This window comes from Escherichia sp. S10b (genome assembly GCF_028421345.1).
GTDB lineage: Bacteria > Pseudomonadota > Gammaproteobacteria > Enterobacterales > Enterobacteriaceae > ECMA0423.
Genome location: NZ_JAHZSO010000156.1, coordinates 1 through 16,035, shown reverse-complemented (window position 1 = coordinate 16,035; position 16,035 = coordinate 1). Strand labels below are relative to the sequence as shown.

The window sequence follows — 16,035 nt, the reverse complement described above, 5'->3', positions numbered from 1 at the left end:
ATGATCGAAACGCTGCTTGAAGTGCGTAATTTAAGTAAAACGTTCCGCTACCGGACCGGCTGGTTTCGTCGTCAGACCGTAGAAGCGGTTAAACCCTTGAGCTTTACGCTACGTGAAGGCCAGACACTGGCGATTATTGGCGAGAATGGTTCGGGTAAATCCACGCTGGCAAAAATGCTGGCGGGAATGATAGAGCCTACCAGCGGCGAGTTATTGATTGACGATCATCCACTGCATTTTGGCGATTATTCCTTCCGCAGTCAGCGTATTCGCATGATTTTTCAGGATCCTTCGACCTCGTTGAATCCCCGTCAACGTATCTCGCAAATTCTGGATTTTCCACTGCGCCTGAACACCGACCTGGAACCGGAACAGCGTCGCAAACAGATTATTGAAACGATGCGTATGGTTGGGCTGCTACCGGATCACGTCAGTTACTATCCGCATATGTTGGCACCCGGACAAAAACAGCGTCTGGGTCTGGCGCGCGCGCTGATATTGCGCCCAAAAGTCATTATTGCCGATGAAGCCCTCGCTTCACTGGATATGTCGATGCGTTCGCAGTTGATTAATCTGATGCTGGAATTACAGGAAAAACAGGGCATTTCGTATATTTATGTTACCCAGCATATCGGAATGATGAAGCACATTAGCGACCAGGTGCTGGTGATGCATCAGGGCGAGGTTGTCGAACGAGGGAGCACCGCGGATGTGCTGGCATCGCCGCTGCATGAACTCACCAAACGGCTGATTGCCGGGCACTTTGGCGAAGCATTGACAGCGGATGCGTGGCGTAAAGATCGCTAATTTTCTGAATCCTCCTTCCAGATTATCCACCTCATTCTGACAAGAGATTAAATCTTGTCAGAATGAGGTGATGGATAAAATAAAATCAAATGCGCGTGATTTAAGACGCAATCTCACTTTGCAGGAACGAAAGCTCTGGCGATATCTTCGCAGCCGACGTTTTGGTGATTTCAAATTTCGCCGTCAACATCCGGTGGGGAGCTACATTCTCGATTTTGCTTGCTGCTCGGCGCGCGTAGTCGTTGAGCTGGATGGTGGGCAGCATGATTTGGCAGTTGCCTATGATACCAGGCGCACTAGCTGGCTTGAGTCGCAGAGCTGGACCGTGCTGCGTTTCTGGCATAACGAGATTGATTGTAATGAGGAGGCGGTGCTGGAGATTATTCTGCAGGAACTGAACCGCCGGTCACCCTCACCCTGAAAGGGCGAGGGGGCCGACCGAGCCGAATAGCTGTTGTGGTGAAAACATGGAGACAGTGCTGGAGAATATTCGGCAAGGTCTGAACCATCCCAGCCATCGCCATAAAAGGGTTAGGGGCTGTATGAGCCTGTTTGTTGCTGGGGTAACAATATTTGCACAATATGGTCCCCTCGCCCCTCTGGGGAGAGGGTTAGGGTAAGGGGAAAAGCGCCCACCCTGCCGCAGCCTGCTCCGGTCGGACCTGGCAACTATAGCTACTCACAGCCAGGTTGATTATAATAACCGTTTATCTGTTCGTACTGTTTACTAAAACGACGAATCGCCTGATTTTCAGGCACAACAAGCATCAACAATAAGGATTAAAGCTATGGGTTTTCTTTCCGGTAAGCGCATTCTGGTAACCGGTGTTGCCAGCAAACTATCCATCGCCTACGGTATCGCTCAGGCGATGCACCGCGAAGGAGCTGAACTGGCATTCACCTACCAGAACGACAAACTGAAAGGCCGCGTAGAAGAATTTGCCGCTCAATTGGGTTCTGACATCGTTCTGCAGTGCGATGTTGCAGAAGATGCCAGCATCGACACCATGTTCGCTGAACTGGGGAAAGTTTGGCCGAAATTTGACGGTTTCGTACACTCTATTGGTTTTGCACCTGGCGATCAGCTGGATGGTGACTATGTTAACGCCGTTACCCGTGAAGGCTTCAAAATTGCCCACGACATCAGCTCCTACAGCTTCGTTGCAATGGCAAAAGCTTGCCGCTCCATGCTGAATCCGGGTTCTGCCCTGCTGACCCTTTCCTACCTTGGCGCTGAGCGCGCTATCCCGAACTACAACGTTATGGGTCTGGCAAAAGCGTCTCTGGAAGCGAACGTGCGCTATATGGCGAACGCGATGGGTCCGGAAGGTGTGCGTGTTAACGCCATCTCTGCTGGTCCGATCCGTACTCTGGCGGCCTCCGGTATCAAAGACTTCCGCAAAATGCTGGCTCATTGCGAAGCCGTTACCCCGATTCGCCGTACCGTTACTATTGAAGATGTGGGTAACTCCGCGGCATTCCTGTGCTCCGATCTCTCTGCCGGTATCTCCGGTGAAGTGGTCCACGTTGACGGCGGTTTCAGCATCGCTGCAATGAACGAACTCGAATTGAAATAATCATTCTGTTGGTAAATATTGGGCGGCGTTCTGCCGCCCGTTATCTCTGTTATACCTTTCTGATATTTGTTATCGCCGATCCGTCTTTCTCCCCTTCCCGCCTTGCGTCAGGATAACGATTTCCTTTACGACCAAGGAGCGCCCATGGAACAACGCCACATCACCGGCAAAAGCCACTGGTATCATGAAACGCAATCCAGTACTGCGGAGTATGACGTTCTGCCTCTGGTCCCGGAAGCCGCAAAGGTCAGCGATCCCTTTCTGCTCGACGTGATCCTTGATGAAGAAACGCTGGCTCCCTTCCTTTCATGGCTGGTCCCTGCGCGCGTTCTTGCAGTGGAATTGTTCCCTGACCAGCTTACCGTGACCCGTTCACAGACCTTCACCGCTTATGAACGCTTGTCTACGGCCCTGACGGTTGCTCAGGTTTGCGGCGTCCAGCGGTTATGTAACTACTATTCGGCGCGACTTACGCCGCTCCCCGGGCCTGATTCCTCCAGGGAAAGCAATCATAGGTTGGCACAAATCACGCAATATGCCCGCCAACTGGCTAGCTCGCCTTCTATTATCGACAACCGATCGCGCCAGCATCTGAATGACGTCGGTCTTACTGCCGGGGACTGTGTGATCATTAACCAAATCATTGGTTTTATTGGCTTTCAGGCGCGGACCATTGCGACATTTCAGGCTTATCTCGGGCACCCGGTACGCTGGTTACCCGGTCTGGAAATACAAAACTACGCCGACGCGTCACTGTTTGCTGATGAATCAATACGCTGGCGAAGCAGCTATGAGGTGGAAAAACTACCTGAAGAGTACACAAAAAGTTCAACAGCAGAACTTTGCCAACTGGCCGAAACACTCTCTCTCCACCCTATTTCACTTTCCCTTCTCGAAAGGTTGTTAAACAGTACACGGGTTAATACACAGCCGGATAATAAGCTTGCGGCGTTGTTATGCGCGCGGATAAATGGCAGTCCTGCTTGTTTTGCCGCCTGTATGGATTCATCAAATGAATATAAAAAAATCAGCCCCCTTCTGCGCAAGGGCGAAAATGAAATTAACCAATGGGCTGACCGTCATTCTGTTGAGCACGCTACCGTTCAGGCGATACAATGGCTGACCCGAGCACCCGATCGCTTTAGCGCCGCCCAGTTCAGCCCTTTACTCGAACACGAAAAATCATCAACGCAGATTATTAATCTGCTGGTATGGAGCGGGCTGTGTGGCTGGATAAATCGCTTAAAAATCGCGTTGGGTGAGACATATTAACCTTGCCGCGTCAGACAGATTCGCGTAAAACTGTCAGCCGCTCTAATGGCCACCAAAATAGACAATTATGTTTCAGGACAACCCGCTGCTAGCGCAGCTTAAACAGCAACTGCATTCCCAGACGCCACGCGCTGAAGGGGTGGTAAAAGCCACAGAAAAAGGCTTTGGCTTCCTGGAAGTCGACGCGCAAAAAAGTTATTTCATTCCGCCGCCGCAGATGAAAAAAGTCATGCATGGCGACCGAATTATCGCGGTGATCCACAGTGAAAAAGAACGTGAATCCGCAGAGCCAGAAGAACTGGTTGAACCGTTCCTGACTCGTTTCGTGGGTAAAGTTCAGGGCAAAAATGACCGTCTGGCCATCGTTCCTGATCATCCACTCTTAAAAGACGCCATTCCTTGCCGCGCAGCCCGTGGCCTGAACCACGAGTTTAAAGAAGGCGACTGGGCGGTTGCCGAAATGCGCCGTCATCCGCTGAAAGGCGATCGTTCTTTCTATGCTGAACTGACACAATACATCACTTTTGGTGACGACCACTTTGTACCGTGGTGGGTTACCCTTGCGCGCCATAATCTGGAAAAAGAAGCACCAGACGGCGTCGCTACCGAAATGCTCGATGAAGGTCTGGTTCGTGAAGATCTGACCGCGCTGGATTTTGTCACCATCGACAGTGCCAGCACAGAAGATATGGATGACGCCCTTTTCGCTAAGGCGTTGCCGGATGACAAACTTCAGCTGATTGTGGCGATTGCCGATCCAACCGCGTGGATTGCTGAAGGCAGCAAGCTGGACAAAGCCGCGAAAATTCGCGCATTCACCAACTATCTGCCTGGCTTCAACATCCCTATGCTGCCTCGCGAGCTTTCTGACGATCTCTGCTCACTGCGCGCCAATGAAGTCCGCCCGGTACTGGCATGCCGCATGACGCTCTCCGCTGATGGCACCATTGAAGATAATATCGAATTCTTTGCCGCCACCATCGAATCCAAAGCAAAGCTGGTGTATGACCAGGTTTCTGACTGGCTGGAAAATACCGGTGACTGGCAGCCTGAAAGTGAAGCAATTGCCGAACAAGTCCGTTTGCTAGCGCAAATTTGCCAACGCCGCGGCGAGTGGCGTCATAACCACGCACTGGTGTTTAAAGATCGCCCGGATTACCGCTTTATTCTCGGTGAAAAAGGTGAAGTGCTGGATATCGTCGCCGAGCCTCGTCGCATTGCCAACCGTATCGTCGAAGAAGCGATGATTGCCGCTAACATTTGTGCGGCCCGCGTACTGCGCGATAAGCTCGGTTTTGGCATCTATAACGTGCATATGGGCTTTGATCCGGCGAATGCCGACGCGCTGGCAGCGTTGCTGAAAACGCACGGTCTGCATGTCGATGCCGAAGAAGTGCTCACGCTGGACGGTTTCTGCAAACTGCGTCGTGAACTGGATGCGCAACCAACTGGTTTCCTCGACAGCCGCATTCGTCGCTTCCAGTCATTTGCTGAAATTAGCACTGAACCCGGTCCTCACTTTGGCCTCGGTCTGGAAGCATACGCCACCTGGACTTCGCCGATCCGTAAATATGGCGACATGATCAACCACCGTCTGCTGAAAGCGGTTATCAAAGGCGAAACTGCGACGCGCCCACAGGATGAAATCACTGTCCAAATGGCCGAGCGTCGCCGTCTCAACCGGATGGCAGAACGTGATGTTGGCGACTGGTTATACGCACGCTTCCTGAAAGACAAAGCCGGGACCGACACCCGTTTCGCGGCGGAAATTGTCGATATCAGCCGTGGCGGCATGCGTGTGCGTTTGGTTGATAACGGCGCTATCGCCTTTATTCCGGCACCTTTCTTACACGCTATGCGCGATGAACTGGTTTGCAGCCAGGAAAACGGCACTGTACAAATTAAAGGTGAAACGGTTTACAAAGTAACTGACGTTATTGACGTCACCATTGCCGAAGTCCGCATGGAAACCCGCAGCATTATTGCGCGCCCGGTCGCGTAATCTCCTTTCACGGCCCATTCCTCATGGATGGGCCGTTTATTTCCCCGCTCTACCTTCGTTATATCCAGGCAGATTTTTTAACTGACTTTCGTTTGAAAACTGGCGTTTTTCCAAAACTGGATTACAAATAAATATATAAAAAAAACAATGCGTTTAGCCGCCGTTAATTTCATGTAAGTCATGTTGTTCCTTTTATTTAACCGCGGACTCCGCTGTTAACCGGAGGATATGCATCATGAAAACCGTTAGGGAGTCCACAACGTTGTACAACTTTCTCGGATCGCACAATCCATACTGGCGGTTGACGGAAAGCAGCGATGTTTTGCGCTTTTCTACCACCGAAACCACAGAACCTGATCGTACATTGCAGTTATCTGCCGAACAGGCTGCTCGCATCAGGGAAATGACGGTCATCACCTCCAGCCTGATGATGAGTCTGACCGTCGATGAAAGCGATCTTTCTGTGCATCTGGTAGGACGAAAAATCAATAAACGGGAATGGGCTGGCAACGCGTCTGCATGGCATGACACACCGGCGGTTGCTCGTGATTTATCACACGGGCTTTCCTTTGCTGAGCAGGTAGTTTCTGAAGCACATTCCGCAATAGTGATTCTCGACAGCCGGGGGAATATCCAACGCTTCAATCGGTTATGTGAAGATTACACAGGGTTGAAAGAACACGACGTCATTGGGCAAAGCGTGTTTAAACTGTTTATGAGCCGTCGTGAAGCTGCGGCATCCAGGCGCAATAACCGTGTATTTTTTCGAAGCGGCAATGCATATGAAGTCGAACTGTGGATACCAACATGTAAAGGCCAGCGGCTGTTTCTGTTTCGCAATAAATTTGTCCACAGCGGCAGTGGCAAAAACGAGATTTTTTTAATCTGTTCCGGCACCGACATTACCGAAGAGCGCCGCGCTCAGGAGCGACTGCGTATTCTGGCAAATACCGACAGTATCACTGGACTGCCGAATCGTAACGCAATGCAGGATTTAATCGATCACGCTATTAATCATGCAGATAACAATAAAGTTGGGGTTGTGTATCTTGATTTGGATAATTTCAAAAAGGTCAACGACGCCTATGGGCATTTGTTTGGTGACCAGTTATTACGCGACGTGTCATTGGCTATTTTAAGCTGTCTCGAACATGACCAGGTGTTGGCGCGTCCAGGTGGGGATGAGTTTCTGGTACTGGCATCCAACACCTCACAAAGCGCGCTGGAAGCAATGGCATCACGAATTTTGACCCGCTTACGGCTCCCCTTTCGCATTGGTTTAATTGAAGTTTATACCAGCTGTTCAGTAGGTATTGCACTCTCTCCCGAACATGGTTCAGACAGCACGGCTATTATTCGTCACGCCGACACAGCAATGTACACAGCGAAGGAAGGCGGACGAGGACAATTTTGCGTTTTTACCCCAGAAATGAATCAACGGGTATTTGAATATCTCTGGCTGGATACCAACTTGCGTAAAGCACTGGAAAACGATCAGTTGGTTATTCACTATCAACCGAAAATCACCTGGCGTGGCGAAGTGCGCAGTCTGGAAGCACTAGTACGTTGGCAGTCACCTGAACGTGGGTTGATTCCACCGTTGGACTTCATTTCCTACGCCGAAGAGTCAGGGCTAATTGTGCCTTTAGGCCGTTGGGTGATTCTCGATGTCGTACGCCAGGTGGCAAAGTGGCGGGATAAAGGCATAAACCTGCGAGTGGCGGTAAATATTTCTGCACGTCAGCTCGCCGATCAAACCATTTTCACCGCCCTGAAACAGGTTCTCCAGGAACTCAATTTTGAATACTGCCCTATAGATGTTGAACTGACAGAGAGTTGTCTGATTGAGAATGATGAACTGGCACTGTCTGTTATTCAACAATTTAGCCAACTAGGTGCGCAAGTGCATCTGGATGATTTTGGTACCGGCTACTCTTCACTTTCGCAACTGGCGCGCTTTCCGATCGATGCCATCAAACTTGACCAGGTTTTTGTTCGAGATATTCACAAACAACCTGTCTCGCAGTCACTGGTCCGGGCGATCGTCGCTGTGGCCCAGGCATTGAATCTTCAGGTGATCGCCGAAGGTGTAGAGAGTGCAAAGGAAGATGCTTTTTTAACCAAGAACGGGATCAATGAGCGGCAAGGATTTTTGTTTGCCAAACCGATGCCCGCCGTCGCCTTCGAACGCTGGTATAAACGCTATCTGAAGCGCGCATAAGTAGATGAATATATATACTTAGCGCTATATCCCGTCATTATATATCGTATTCCTGGATGATAATTAGCCGTTGCTGTTAAACACTTCTCTTTTAGCGGCAATTTTTGCATTATTCATTTTCCACTTTTACTATAAGGATGTCCTTGATGTCTGAATTTGATGCCCAGCGCGTTGCCGAACGTATTGATATTGTGTTAGATATCCTTGTAGCAGGCGATTACCACTCTGCGATCCATAATCTCGAGATACTTAAAGCAGAACTCTTGCGCCAGGTTGCTGAATCTACGCCAGACATCCCGAAGGCACCGTGGGAGATTTAACAATCGTGCCTTCAGGTTTTCCTATTTGAGGATGCCCGGCGCGTCAGTATTTTTTTATTTAGTATTATAACGTTATAAGAATTACAGCGATGAATTCCCGACAACAAACTATTCTACAGATGGTCATTGACCAGGGTCAGGTTAGCGTAACCGATCTGGCAAAAGCCACTGGAGTTTCTGAAGTTACCATTCGCCAGGATCTCAACACCCTCGAAAAACTGAGTTACCTCCGCCGTGCACATGGCTTTGCAGTTTCGCTTGATAGTGATGACGTCGAAACCCGTATGATGAGCAACTATACGCTGAAGCGTGAACTCGCCGAGTTTGCCGCGTCACTGGTTCAACCGGGCGAAACCATCTTTATCGAAAATGGTAGCAGCAATGCCCTGCTCGCCCGGACTCTGGGGGAGCAGAAGAAAAATGTCACTATCATCACGGTCAGCAGCTACATCGCGCATTTGCTGAAAGACGCGCCTTGTGAAGTCATTTTGCTCGGTGGCGTGTACCAGAAAAAAAGCGAAAGTATGGTTGGCCCGTTGACACGCCAGTGCATCCAGCAGGTGCATTTCAGCAAAGCATTTATTGGTATTGATGGCTGGCAACCTGAAACTGGATTCACCGGTCGCGATATGATGCGTACCGATGTGGTCAATGCCGTGCTGGAAAAAGAGTGCGAAGCGATAGTCCTGACTGACAGCTCGAAATTTGGTGCTGTACATTCATACTCCATCGGTCCCGTTGAGCGATTCAATCGCGTGATTACCGATTCGAAAATACGCGCCAGCGATCTGATGCATCTTGAGCACAGTAAACTCACCGTTCACGTCGTTGACATTTAACCATTTCCCTTCTCTACGGATGATTTGCAGTTTGGCAAATCATCCGCTCTAAGATGATTCCTGGTTGATAATTAAGACTATTTACCTGTTATTAACACTCTCAAGATATAAAATTATTATCAGCGATATAACAGGAAGTCATTATCACCTGCGTGATATAACCCTGCGCGCGAGCAGATTTCACGGAATAATTTCACCAGGCTTATTCTTAGCTATTATAGTTATAGAGAGCTTACTTCCGTGAATCATAAATTCAGGAGAGAGTATTATGTTTGTAACGAGCAAAAAAATGACCGCGGCTGTTCTGGCAATTACTTTGGCAATGTCTCTGAGTGCCTGTTCTAACTGGTCTAAACGGGACCGCAACACCGCAATCGGCGCGGGTGCAGGGGCATTAGGCGGTGCAGTACTGACCGATGGCAGTACGTTGGGTACATTAGGTGGTGCAGCTGTCGGTGGTGTTATTGGTCACCAGGTCGGTAAATAATCGTAAATAAATGTCGATTATCGACTCGCAATTATAATACGCTTGATTCTGTTCAGTACGAAATAACTGAATAATACGCACAGTAAAATATTCGAAAGCCACGGATATATCCGTGGCTTTTTATGTTAACCGCCTGCGAGTTTTACCTTCATCCCTTTCGCTTCAAGTAGTGATTTTAATAAATCACGCTTATCGCCCTGGATTTCAATAACTCCATCTTTAACTGCTCCGCCGCAGCCGCATTTTTTCTTCAGTTCCGCTGCAAGTTTTGTCAGTTCGGCATCATCGAGATCGACACCGGTAATCAGGCAAACGCCCTTACCTTTACGTCCACTGGTCTGACGCTGAATACGCACCACACCGTCGCCTTTAGGGCGTACAGGGGCCGCTTTGGGCTCATCAATACGTCCGGTTTCCGTTGAGTAGACCAGACGGCTGTTGGAATCACTCATCATGCACTCCGCTGTAAAGAGGCGTTGATCGCTTTCAGCGTCTGCGCTGGATCTACCGATTGCGTTACCGGGCGACCAATCACCATATAATCAACACCAGCCGACAACGCCTGTTCTGGCGTCATAATGCGGCGCTGGTCACCAGCTTCACTCCCCTGCGGACGAATGCCCGGCGTAACCAGTTTGAACTCCTGACCGAATACCTGTTTAAAGCGCACAGCTTCCTGAGCAGAACACACCACACCATCAAGGCCACATTTTTGCGTCAGTGCCGCCAGACGTTCTGCATAATCTGCAGGTGACAGTGTCATGCCAAGATCGACCAGGTCGCTGGCTTCCATGCTGGTCAACACTGTCACAGCAATCAAAAGCGGTGCATCTTTGCCAAACGGAACCAGTGCCTCACGCGCGGCGGTCATCATACGCGCCCCACCAGAGGCATGAACATTCACCATCCACACGCCTAAGTCAGCTGCAGCAGCGACAGCGTGCGCTGCAGTGTTAGGAATATCGTGGAATTTCAGGTCAAGAAAGATATCAAAACCACGCTGTTGAAGTTCGCGCACAAACTGTGGCCCAAACAATGTAAACATCTCTTTGCCGACCTTCAGACGACAATCGCGTGGGTCGATCTTGTCGACAAAGGACAGCGCGTCATCACGATTATGATAATCAAGGGCAACAACCACAGGAGAATTCGTAACAGCGCGGGAAGAAGATGAAGCAGTTAACGTCATGACCAGACCTTCTTGATGATGGGCACCGGAAGTGGCGCGAAACAGGTAAACGGCGAGCATTCTACCCGTGGAAATAAAAAATTAACAGTTGCGATTTTTCCCCTGGCAGGCTTTTTCTGCGCCGTCGTTGCCGGAGCACAATGGAACATCAATAACTAGTATGTTGTAACTAAAGTAGGATTTTTTTAAAAATTACAGGCCATCAAGACCGCGAATCGGTTTAATGGTTGACCAGGCCCGACAAGACGGACAATGCCAGTAGAGGGTGTATGCGGTAAAACCACATTTCTGGCAGCGATAACGAGGCTTACTACGTACCTTTTCGCCAACCATGTCACGCAGCACCATCAGGCTCTCTTTGGCACGCCCTTCTTCCGCTTCATTTAAGTGGTAATCCATTAACTTATGGAACACACGCATGGTCGGATGACGCTGAAGCTGGCGCGTAATATAGACCTGTGCGGCCTCACTACCGTCGCGCGCTTCGATGATATCAGCAAGCATCAATTCAGCATCGGCACCGGTGTTCTCTTCCACCGCGCGTTGCAGGAATTCTGCCCATTCGGCAGTTTTACCCAACTGCTGATAGCAGGTTTGCAACATTTCCAGCGTTTCGCTGACCAGTTCTCTGTCCTGGGATATCACGCGTTGCAAACTTTCGACGGCTTTGGCGTATTCTCCTTTCGCCATAAACACGCGTCCCATCATGATGGATACGCGGGCGCTGTTTTTATCTGCCGCCGCCCCTTTTTTTAGCAAGGTCATGGCACGATCGAGATCGTCGCTGGCCATATGCTGCAGGGCTAACTCACAGTAGAAATGGGCAATTTCGACGCGCTGTTTATCTTTACCCAGCTTCACCAGGCGTTCGGCAACATCAATTGCTTTCTGCCACTCACTGGTAGCCTGGTAGATTTGTAGCAACTGTTGCAGAGCGCCAATGCGGAAGTCAGTTTCATCGGTCAGCTGATTGAACATGTCTTCCGCGCGGTCGTATAACCCGGCGGCCATGTAATCACGCCCTAGTTGTTGAATCGCCAACAGACGCTGTTCATAGGTCAGCGAGGCGCTTTCCATTAGGGTCTGATGGATGCGAATAGCGCGATCAACTTCGCCACGCGAACGGAACAGGTTTCCGAGCGTAAGGTGGGCTTCAACGGTGCCTGTATCCTCTTTAAGCATATCGAGAAACAGGTCTACCGCTTTATCCTGTTGATTACTAAGCAGGAAGTTAACCCCCGCTACGTAATCACGCGACAAGCGGTTGGCTTCATCTTGCTTGTTTTGTTGCGCACTTCTGCGGCCCATATACCAGCCATAGGCAGCGGCTACAGGCAAAAGCAGAAACAACAACTCCAGCATAGAAAGTTATTCCTTCGCCGCTGACGAGTGCGGCACTACAGCCACGTCAGTCGCGGGTGAAAGCTGGTTTTCCAGTCGCTTTATTTTACGTTCAGCGCGCGCCAGGGAAACACGAACTCGCAGCCAGAACAGGCCACAAATCAACCAACCGATAGCAAACCCCGCAGCAAACAATACCGCCAGCAATGTGGAAATACGGTACTCCCCTTGCGCTAACAGATAATTAAACGTCACCTGTTGATCGTTCTGCGCACCCAACGTGACCGAAATCACGAAGATCGCTAACACCAGTAAGAAAATGAGTAAATATTTCACATTACTTCCCGTTATGTGGTTAGAGCGAATAAATTATGGTCAACTTACCGCAATAGCCCTTTAAAGTACCATTTTCGCGCCGTCTGCGAAATGGCATCCACGCGCATTGTTGATGATTTAAGGGCTAAATTCGGAAAATCAACCAGCGTTAACTTTCTTGTTCTCGTTGCGCTATTTCGCGATTTTCTTCCGCAGGTGGTGTTAATGGCCCACAAATTCGTTGCGCAAGCCACGTTGCCACCGCCACCAGCGCCCACGAAATCAACGTAGCTACTACCAGATCGCGTGGCCAATGCATCCCGAGCAGCAGGCGGCTTCCCATGACTCCCGTTGCCCAGACCAGCAAGATAGCAATGGTTAACGTTCGCCGACGCGGCCACAGCAAACCAACGGCCAGCAGTGCCCAACTGGCAGCAAACATCGTGTGACCGGAAGGAAAGGCAAACCCCGTCTCTTTCTGCCAGTGTGAACGCAAATATTGTGGGATATTTTTCTCTTCAGCCAACTGTTCTTTCACTAGATTTCCGCGTTCTGCTCGCTTTAAAGTGTAGAACTCATCAACCGGAATATGATGTGTTTTTTCCAGCCAGATAACAAAAGGTCGTGGTTCCTGGACTTTGTCTTTGATCCAGGATTTAACGCCTTGTCCCACAAGGATTGCGGCCGCCAGAATGGCAAATAATACAAAGGCAGCCTTAATGCGAAAACGCAGACACCAGAGAAACCAGCCGAATAAAATCAAATGTGTAATGACGCCCCAGGGCTGGGTGACAGTTTCAGTAACCCAAAAAGCCGCTTTTAGTAGCCAACTTTGTTCTCCAGGTTGCCAACGCCAGCCAGAAATCCATACGGCTACTGGCATGACAAGCAATAGTGCAGCTCCCACTGCGGTACGTCTGGCAATCGAACGCATGGCCTCTCCTTTTTGATAAGTCCCACAATCATAACTGAAAACGCCAGTTCCAGGAAAAATTGACAGATTTGTGCCATTCCGTGAACGATCGACGCGTCGTGATTAGGTGAACCCCTTCTCGTTATGGCAAAATAAGCCAATACAGAACCAGCATTATCTGGAGAATTTCATGCAGCTTAAACGTGTGGCAGAAGCCAAACTGCCAACCCCATGGGGCGATTTCCTGATGGTGGGATTTGAAGAACTGGCAACCGGACACGATCATGTCGCGCTAGTCTATGGCGATATTTCCGGGCATACCCCGGTACTTGCGCGCGTCCATTCCGAATGTCTGACCGGTGACGCCCTGTTCAGCTTGCGCTGCGATTGTGGCTTCCAGCTCGAAGCGGCATTGACGCAAATTGCCGAGGAAGGCCGTGGTATTTTGCTGTATCACCGTCAGGAAGGTCGTAACATTGGTCTGCTGAATAAAATCCGCGCTTACGCACTGCAGGATCAAGGTTACGATACCGTAGAGGCTAACCACCAGTTAGGCTTCGCCGCTGATGAGCGCGACTTCACTCTTTGCGCTGATATGTTCAAACTCCTTGGCGTCAATGAAGTCCGCTTGTTAACCAATAACCCGAAAAAAGTCGAAATTCTGACCGAAGCAGGGATTAATATTGTTGAACGCGTACCATTGATTGTAGGTCGTAACCCCAATAACGAACATTATCTCGATACCAAAGCCGAGAAAATGGGCCATTTGCTGAACAAATAACCCTCTTGCATTGTGTAATTAGTTTGCTTGCCGGAAGCAAAATAACCGGCAAGCAAATACTTGTTACTTCAACATATTACGAATGACATAATGCAAAATGCCGTCGTTCTGGTAGTAGGTCAACTCCGTCGCGGTGTCGATACGACAACGGCAGGGTACGACCTCCTGGCTACCATCCGCGCGCGTAAGCGTCACCGGAACCGTCGCACCGGGTTGTAGATTTTGCAGATCGCCAATATCAATCTTCTCTTCCCCGGTTAGTCCTAACGTTTTACGCGTTACGCCTTGCGGAAATTCCAGCGGCAGGATGCCCATGCCAATTAAATTCGAACGGTGAATTCGTTCAAACGATTCGGCAATCACCACACGAATTCCAAGCAGACGAGGACCTTTTGCCGCCCAGTCACGGCTTGAGCCTGAACCATACTCTTTCCCGGCAATCACCGCCAGCGGCGTTTGTTCCTGCTTATAGCGCATCGCAGCATCATAAATAGAGACTACGTCGCTGTCAGGTAAATGCCGCGTCATCCCCCCTTCAACGCCAGGCACCATTTCATTACGGATGCGAATATTGGCGAAGGTGCCGCGCATCATCACTTCATGGTTACCACGCCGCGAACCGTAGGAGTTAAAGTCTTTTCGCTCAACACCCCGACCTTGTAGATATCGACCCGCTGGGCTGTCGGGCTTAATACTGCCCGCCGGAGAGATATGGTCAGTGGTGACTGAATCCCCCAGCATTGCGAGGATCCGCGCACCGTGAATATCTTCCACTGGTGCTGGTGTTGCCTGCATTTCATCAAAGAAAGGCGATAAGCGAATATAGGTTGAGTCCTCCTGCCAACCGTAGGTATCGGATCGTGTGACGTTAATTTCCTTCCACTCTGCTGTGCCTTCAAAAACTTCTGCGTACTCTTTGCGGAACATTTCTGTGGAGACTTGTTCTACCGCACGGGCAATTTCTTGTGCCGATGGCCAGATATCTTTCAGATATACCGGATCGCCTTTACGATCATGGCCGATAGGCTCAGAAGCCAGGTTGATATTCATATTTCCCGCCAGCGCATAGGCAACCACCAGCGGCGGCGAGGCCAGCCAGTTGGTTTTAACCAGCGGATGGATACGGCCTTCAAAGTTACGGTTGCCGGACAGCACTGCACCGACGGTTAAATCGCCTTTTTTGATTGCCGTTTCGATAGGATCGGGCAGCGGCCCAGAGTTACCAATACAGGTGGTACAACCGTATCCCACAAGGTTAAACCCCAGTTCGTCGAGATACGGTGTCAATTTCGCTTTTGCCAGATAATCAGAAACAACTTTCGAGCCTGGTGCCAGCGACGCTTTGACCCACGGTTGCCGCTTGAGGCCAAGAGTTACGGCTTTTTTCGCCAGCAAGCCTGCAGCCATCAGCACACTTGGGTTAGAGGTGTTGGTGCACGAGGTTATCGCAGCAATGACCACAGCGCCATCAGGTAACTGATACTGATGTCCGTTCATAACATAATCGACCGGCTGGCGATCTTTATGCGTGGCATTCACTTCCAGTTCGTTACTGGCGGCAAATGCTTTAGGTACATCGGGCAGTGCAACGCGATCCTGTGGGCGTTTTGGCCCTGCCAGGCTCGCTTCAACGTCATTCATATCCAGTTCTAACGTACTGGTAAAAATCGGTTCATCGCCCGGGTTACGCCACATGCCCTGCGCTTTGGCATATTTTTCGACCAACTCAACCTGATCTTCGCTGCGCCCGCTTAAACGCATGTAATCGAGGGTTACAGCATCGATTGGGAAGAAGCCACAGGTGGCACCATATTCTGGCGACATATTGGCAATGGTGGCGCGATCCGCCAGCGGTAGTGAATCCAGACCATCACCATAAAATTCGACGAATTTCCCCACCACGCCATGTTTGCGCAGCATTTGGGTAACAGTGAGAACCAGGTCTGTGGCGGTAATACCTTCACGTAATTT

Annotated in this window: 18 protein-coding genes; 10 read left to right on the top strand and 8 right to left on the bottom strand. The window is 50.1% G+C overall.

Going from position 1 to position 16,035, the window contains the following annotated elements; genetic code table 11:
- The 5 genes from sapF (at position 1) to rnb (ending at position 5,658) form a co-directional block, all read left to right on the top strand.
- Entirely contained in the window at positions 1-807 is an 807-nt protein-coding gene (gene sapF / locus FTE26_RS09535; RefSeq protein WP_000573407.1) for a peptide ABC transporter ATP-binding protein SapF, read from the top strand.
- A 67-nt stretch (positions 808-874) separates the two neighbouring features.
- Positions 875-1,228: a DUF559 domain-containing protein gene (locus FTE26_RS09530; protein WP_000968850.1), complete on the top strand. Its 354-nt coding sequence runs from the start codon at positions 875-877 to the stop codon at positions 1,226-1,228.
- A gap of 367 nt (positions 1,229-1,595) precedes the next feature.
- Positions 1,596-2,384, top strand: coding sequence for an enoyl-ACP reductase FabI (fabI, locus tag FTE26_RS09525; protein ID WP_000506490.1), 789 nt, complete (start codon positions 1,596-1,598; stop codon positions 2,382-2,384).
- Between the two features lie 144 nt (positions 2,385-2,528).
- A complete protein-coding gene (locus tag FTE26_RS09520; RefSeq protein WP_000437858.1) occupies positions 2,529-3,656 on the top strand; it encodes a carboxymuconolactone decarboxylase family protein in 1,128 nt (375 codons plus the stop codon).
- Positions 3,657-3,723: 67 nt separating this feature from the next.
- A complete protein-coding gene (rnb, locus tag FTE26_RS09515) occupies positions 3,724-5,658 on the top strand; it encodes an exoribonuclease II (protein ID WP_000484982.1) in 1,935 nt (644 codons plus the stop codon).
- Between the two features lie 77 nt (positions 5,659-5,735).
- Here rnb and FTE26_RS09510 read toward each other — a convergent pair whose 3' ends face one another.
- Complete coding sequence (locus tag FTE26_RS09510; protein ID WP_000221855.1) at positions 5,736-5,840, bottom strand: hypothetical protein; 105 nt, start codon at positions 5,838-5,840, stop codon at positions 5,736-5,738.
- Between the two features lie 53 nt (positions 5,841-5,893).
- On the opposite strand from FTE26_RS09510, the gene pdeR reads away from it, so the two are divergent.
- On the top strand, positions 5,894-7,879 hold the full coding sequence (gene pdeR / locus FTE26_RS09505) for a cyclic di-GMP phosphodiesterase (protein WP_000859945.1): 1,986 nt from the start codon (positions 5,894-5,896) through the stop codon (positions 7,877-7,879).
- On the opposite strand, the gene ymiD is transcribed toward pdeR, so the two are convergent.
- Positions 7,861-7,989 (bottom strand): protein YmiD, encoded by a 129-nt coding sequence (gene ymiD / locus FTE26_RS09500; protein ID WP_211180493.1) that lies wholly within the window; start codon positions 7,987-7,989, stop codon positions 7,861-7,863. The two genes, pdeR and ymiD, sit on opposite strands and share 19 nt — an antisense overlap.
- 36 nt (positions 7,990-8,025) lie before the next feature.
- Between ymiD and FTE26_RS09495 the strand changes: the two genes are divergently transcribed.
- The 3 genes from FTE26_RS09495 to osmB all read left to right on the top strand — a co-directional run bounded on the left by FTE26_RS09495 (position 8,026) and on the right by osmB (position 9,525).
- On the top strand, positions 8,026-8,199 hold the full coding sequence (locus tag FTE26_RS09495; RefSeq protein ID WP_001288368.1) for a YciZ family protein: 174 nt from the start codon (positions 8,026-8,028) through the stop codon (positions 8,197-8,199).
- An 89-nt stretch (positions 8,200-8,288) separates the two neighbouring features.
- Positions 8,289-9,038 carry a DNA-binding transcriptional regulator YciT gene (gene yciT, locus FTE26_RS09490; protein WP_001088621.1) on the top strand — a complete coding sequence of 250 codons (750 nt, stop codon included), beginning with the start codon at positions 8,289-8,291 and terminating at the stop codon, positions 9,036-9,038.
- Between the two features lie 268 nt (positions 9,039-9,306).
- On the top strand, positions 9,307-9,525 hold the full coding sequence (gene osmB / locus FTE26_RS09485; RefSeq protein ID WP_000498253.1) for an osmotically-inducible lipoprotein OsmB: 219 nt from the start codon (positions 9,307-9,309) through the stop codon (positions 9,523-9,525).
- A gap of 125 nt (positions 9,526-9,650) precedes the next feature.
- On the opposite strand, the gene yciH is transcribed toward osmB, so the two are convergent.
- The 5 genes from yciH to pgpB all read right to left on the bottom strand — a co-directional run bounded on the left by yciH (position 9,651) and on the right by pgpB (position 13,304).
- Positions 9,651-9,977 carry a stress response translation initiation inhibitor YciH gene (yciH, locus tag FTE26_RS09480; protein WP_001295580.1) on the bottom strand — a complete coding sequence of 109 codons (327 nt, stop codon included), beginning with the start codon at positions 9,975-9,977 and terminating at the stop codon, positions 9,651-9,653.
- Complete coding sequence (gene pyrF / locus FTE26_RS09475; RefSeq protein ID WP_000176278.1) at positions 9,977-10,714, bottom strand: orotidine-5'-phosphate decarboxylase; 738 nt, start codon at positions 10,712-10,714, stop codon at positions 9,977-9,979. The genes yciH and pyrF overlap by 1 nt, the downstream gene beginning before the upstream one ends.
- A gap of 192 nt (positions 10,715-10,906) precedes the next feature.
- The gene (gene lapB / locus FTE26_RS09470; RefSeq protein ID WP_000891353.1) at positions 10,907-12,076 is read right to left on the bottom strand and encodes a lipopolysaccharide assembly protein LapB; all 1,170 of its coding nucleotides are present in this window, start codon (positions 12,074-12,076) and stop codon (positions 10,907-10,909) included.
- A gap of 6 nt (positions 12,077-12,082) precedes the next feature.
- Positions 12,083-12,391, bottom strand: coding sequence for a lipopolysaccharide assembly protein LapA (lapA, locus tag FTE26_RS09465; RefSeq protein ID WP_000876286.1), 309 nt, complete (start codon positions 12,389-12,391; stop codon positions 12,083-12,085).
- A gap of 148 nt (positions 12,392-12,539) precedes the next feature.
- Complete coding sequence (pgpB, locus tag FTE26_RS09460) at positions 12,540-13,304, bottom strand: phosphatidylglycerophosphatase B (RefSeq protein WP_001256538.1); 765 nt, start codon at positions 13,302-13,304, stop codon at positions 12,540-12,542.
- Positions 13,305-13,473: 169 nt separating this feature from the next.
- On the opposite strand from pgpB, the gene ribA reads away from it, so the two are divergent.
- Complete coding sequence (gene ribA / locus FTE26_RS09455; protein WP_001176295.1) at positions 13,474-14,064, top strand: GTP cyclohydrolase II; 591 nt, start codon at positions 13,474-13,476, stop codon at positions 14,062-14,064.
- A 63-nt stretch (positions 14,065-14,127) separates the two neighbouring features.
- Here ribA and acnA read toward each other — a convergent pair.
- On the bottom strand, positions 14,128-16,035 hold a 1,908-nt coding region (acnA, locus tag FTE26_RS09450), incomplete at its 5' end, for an aconitate hydratase AcnA (protein ID WP_139964266.1).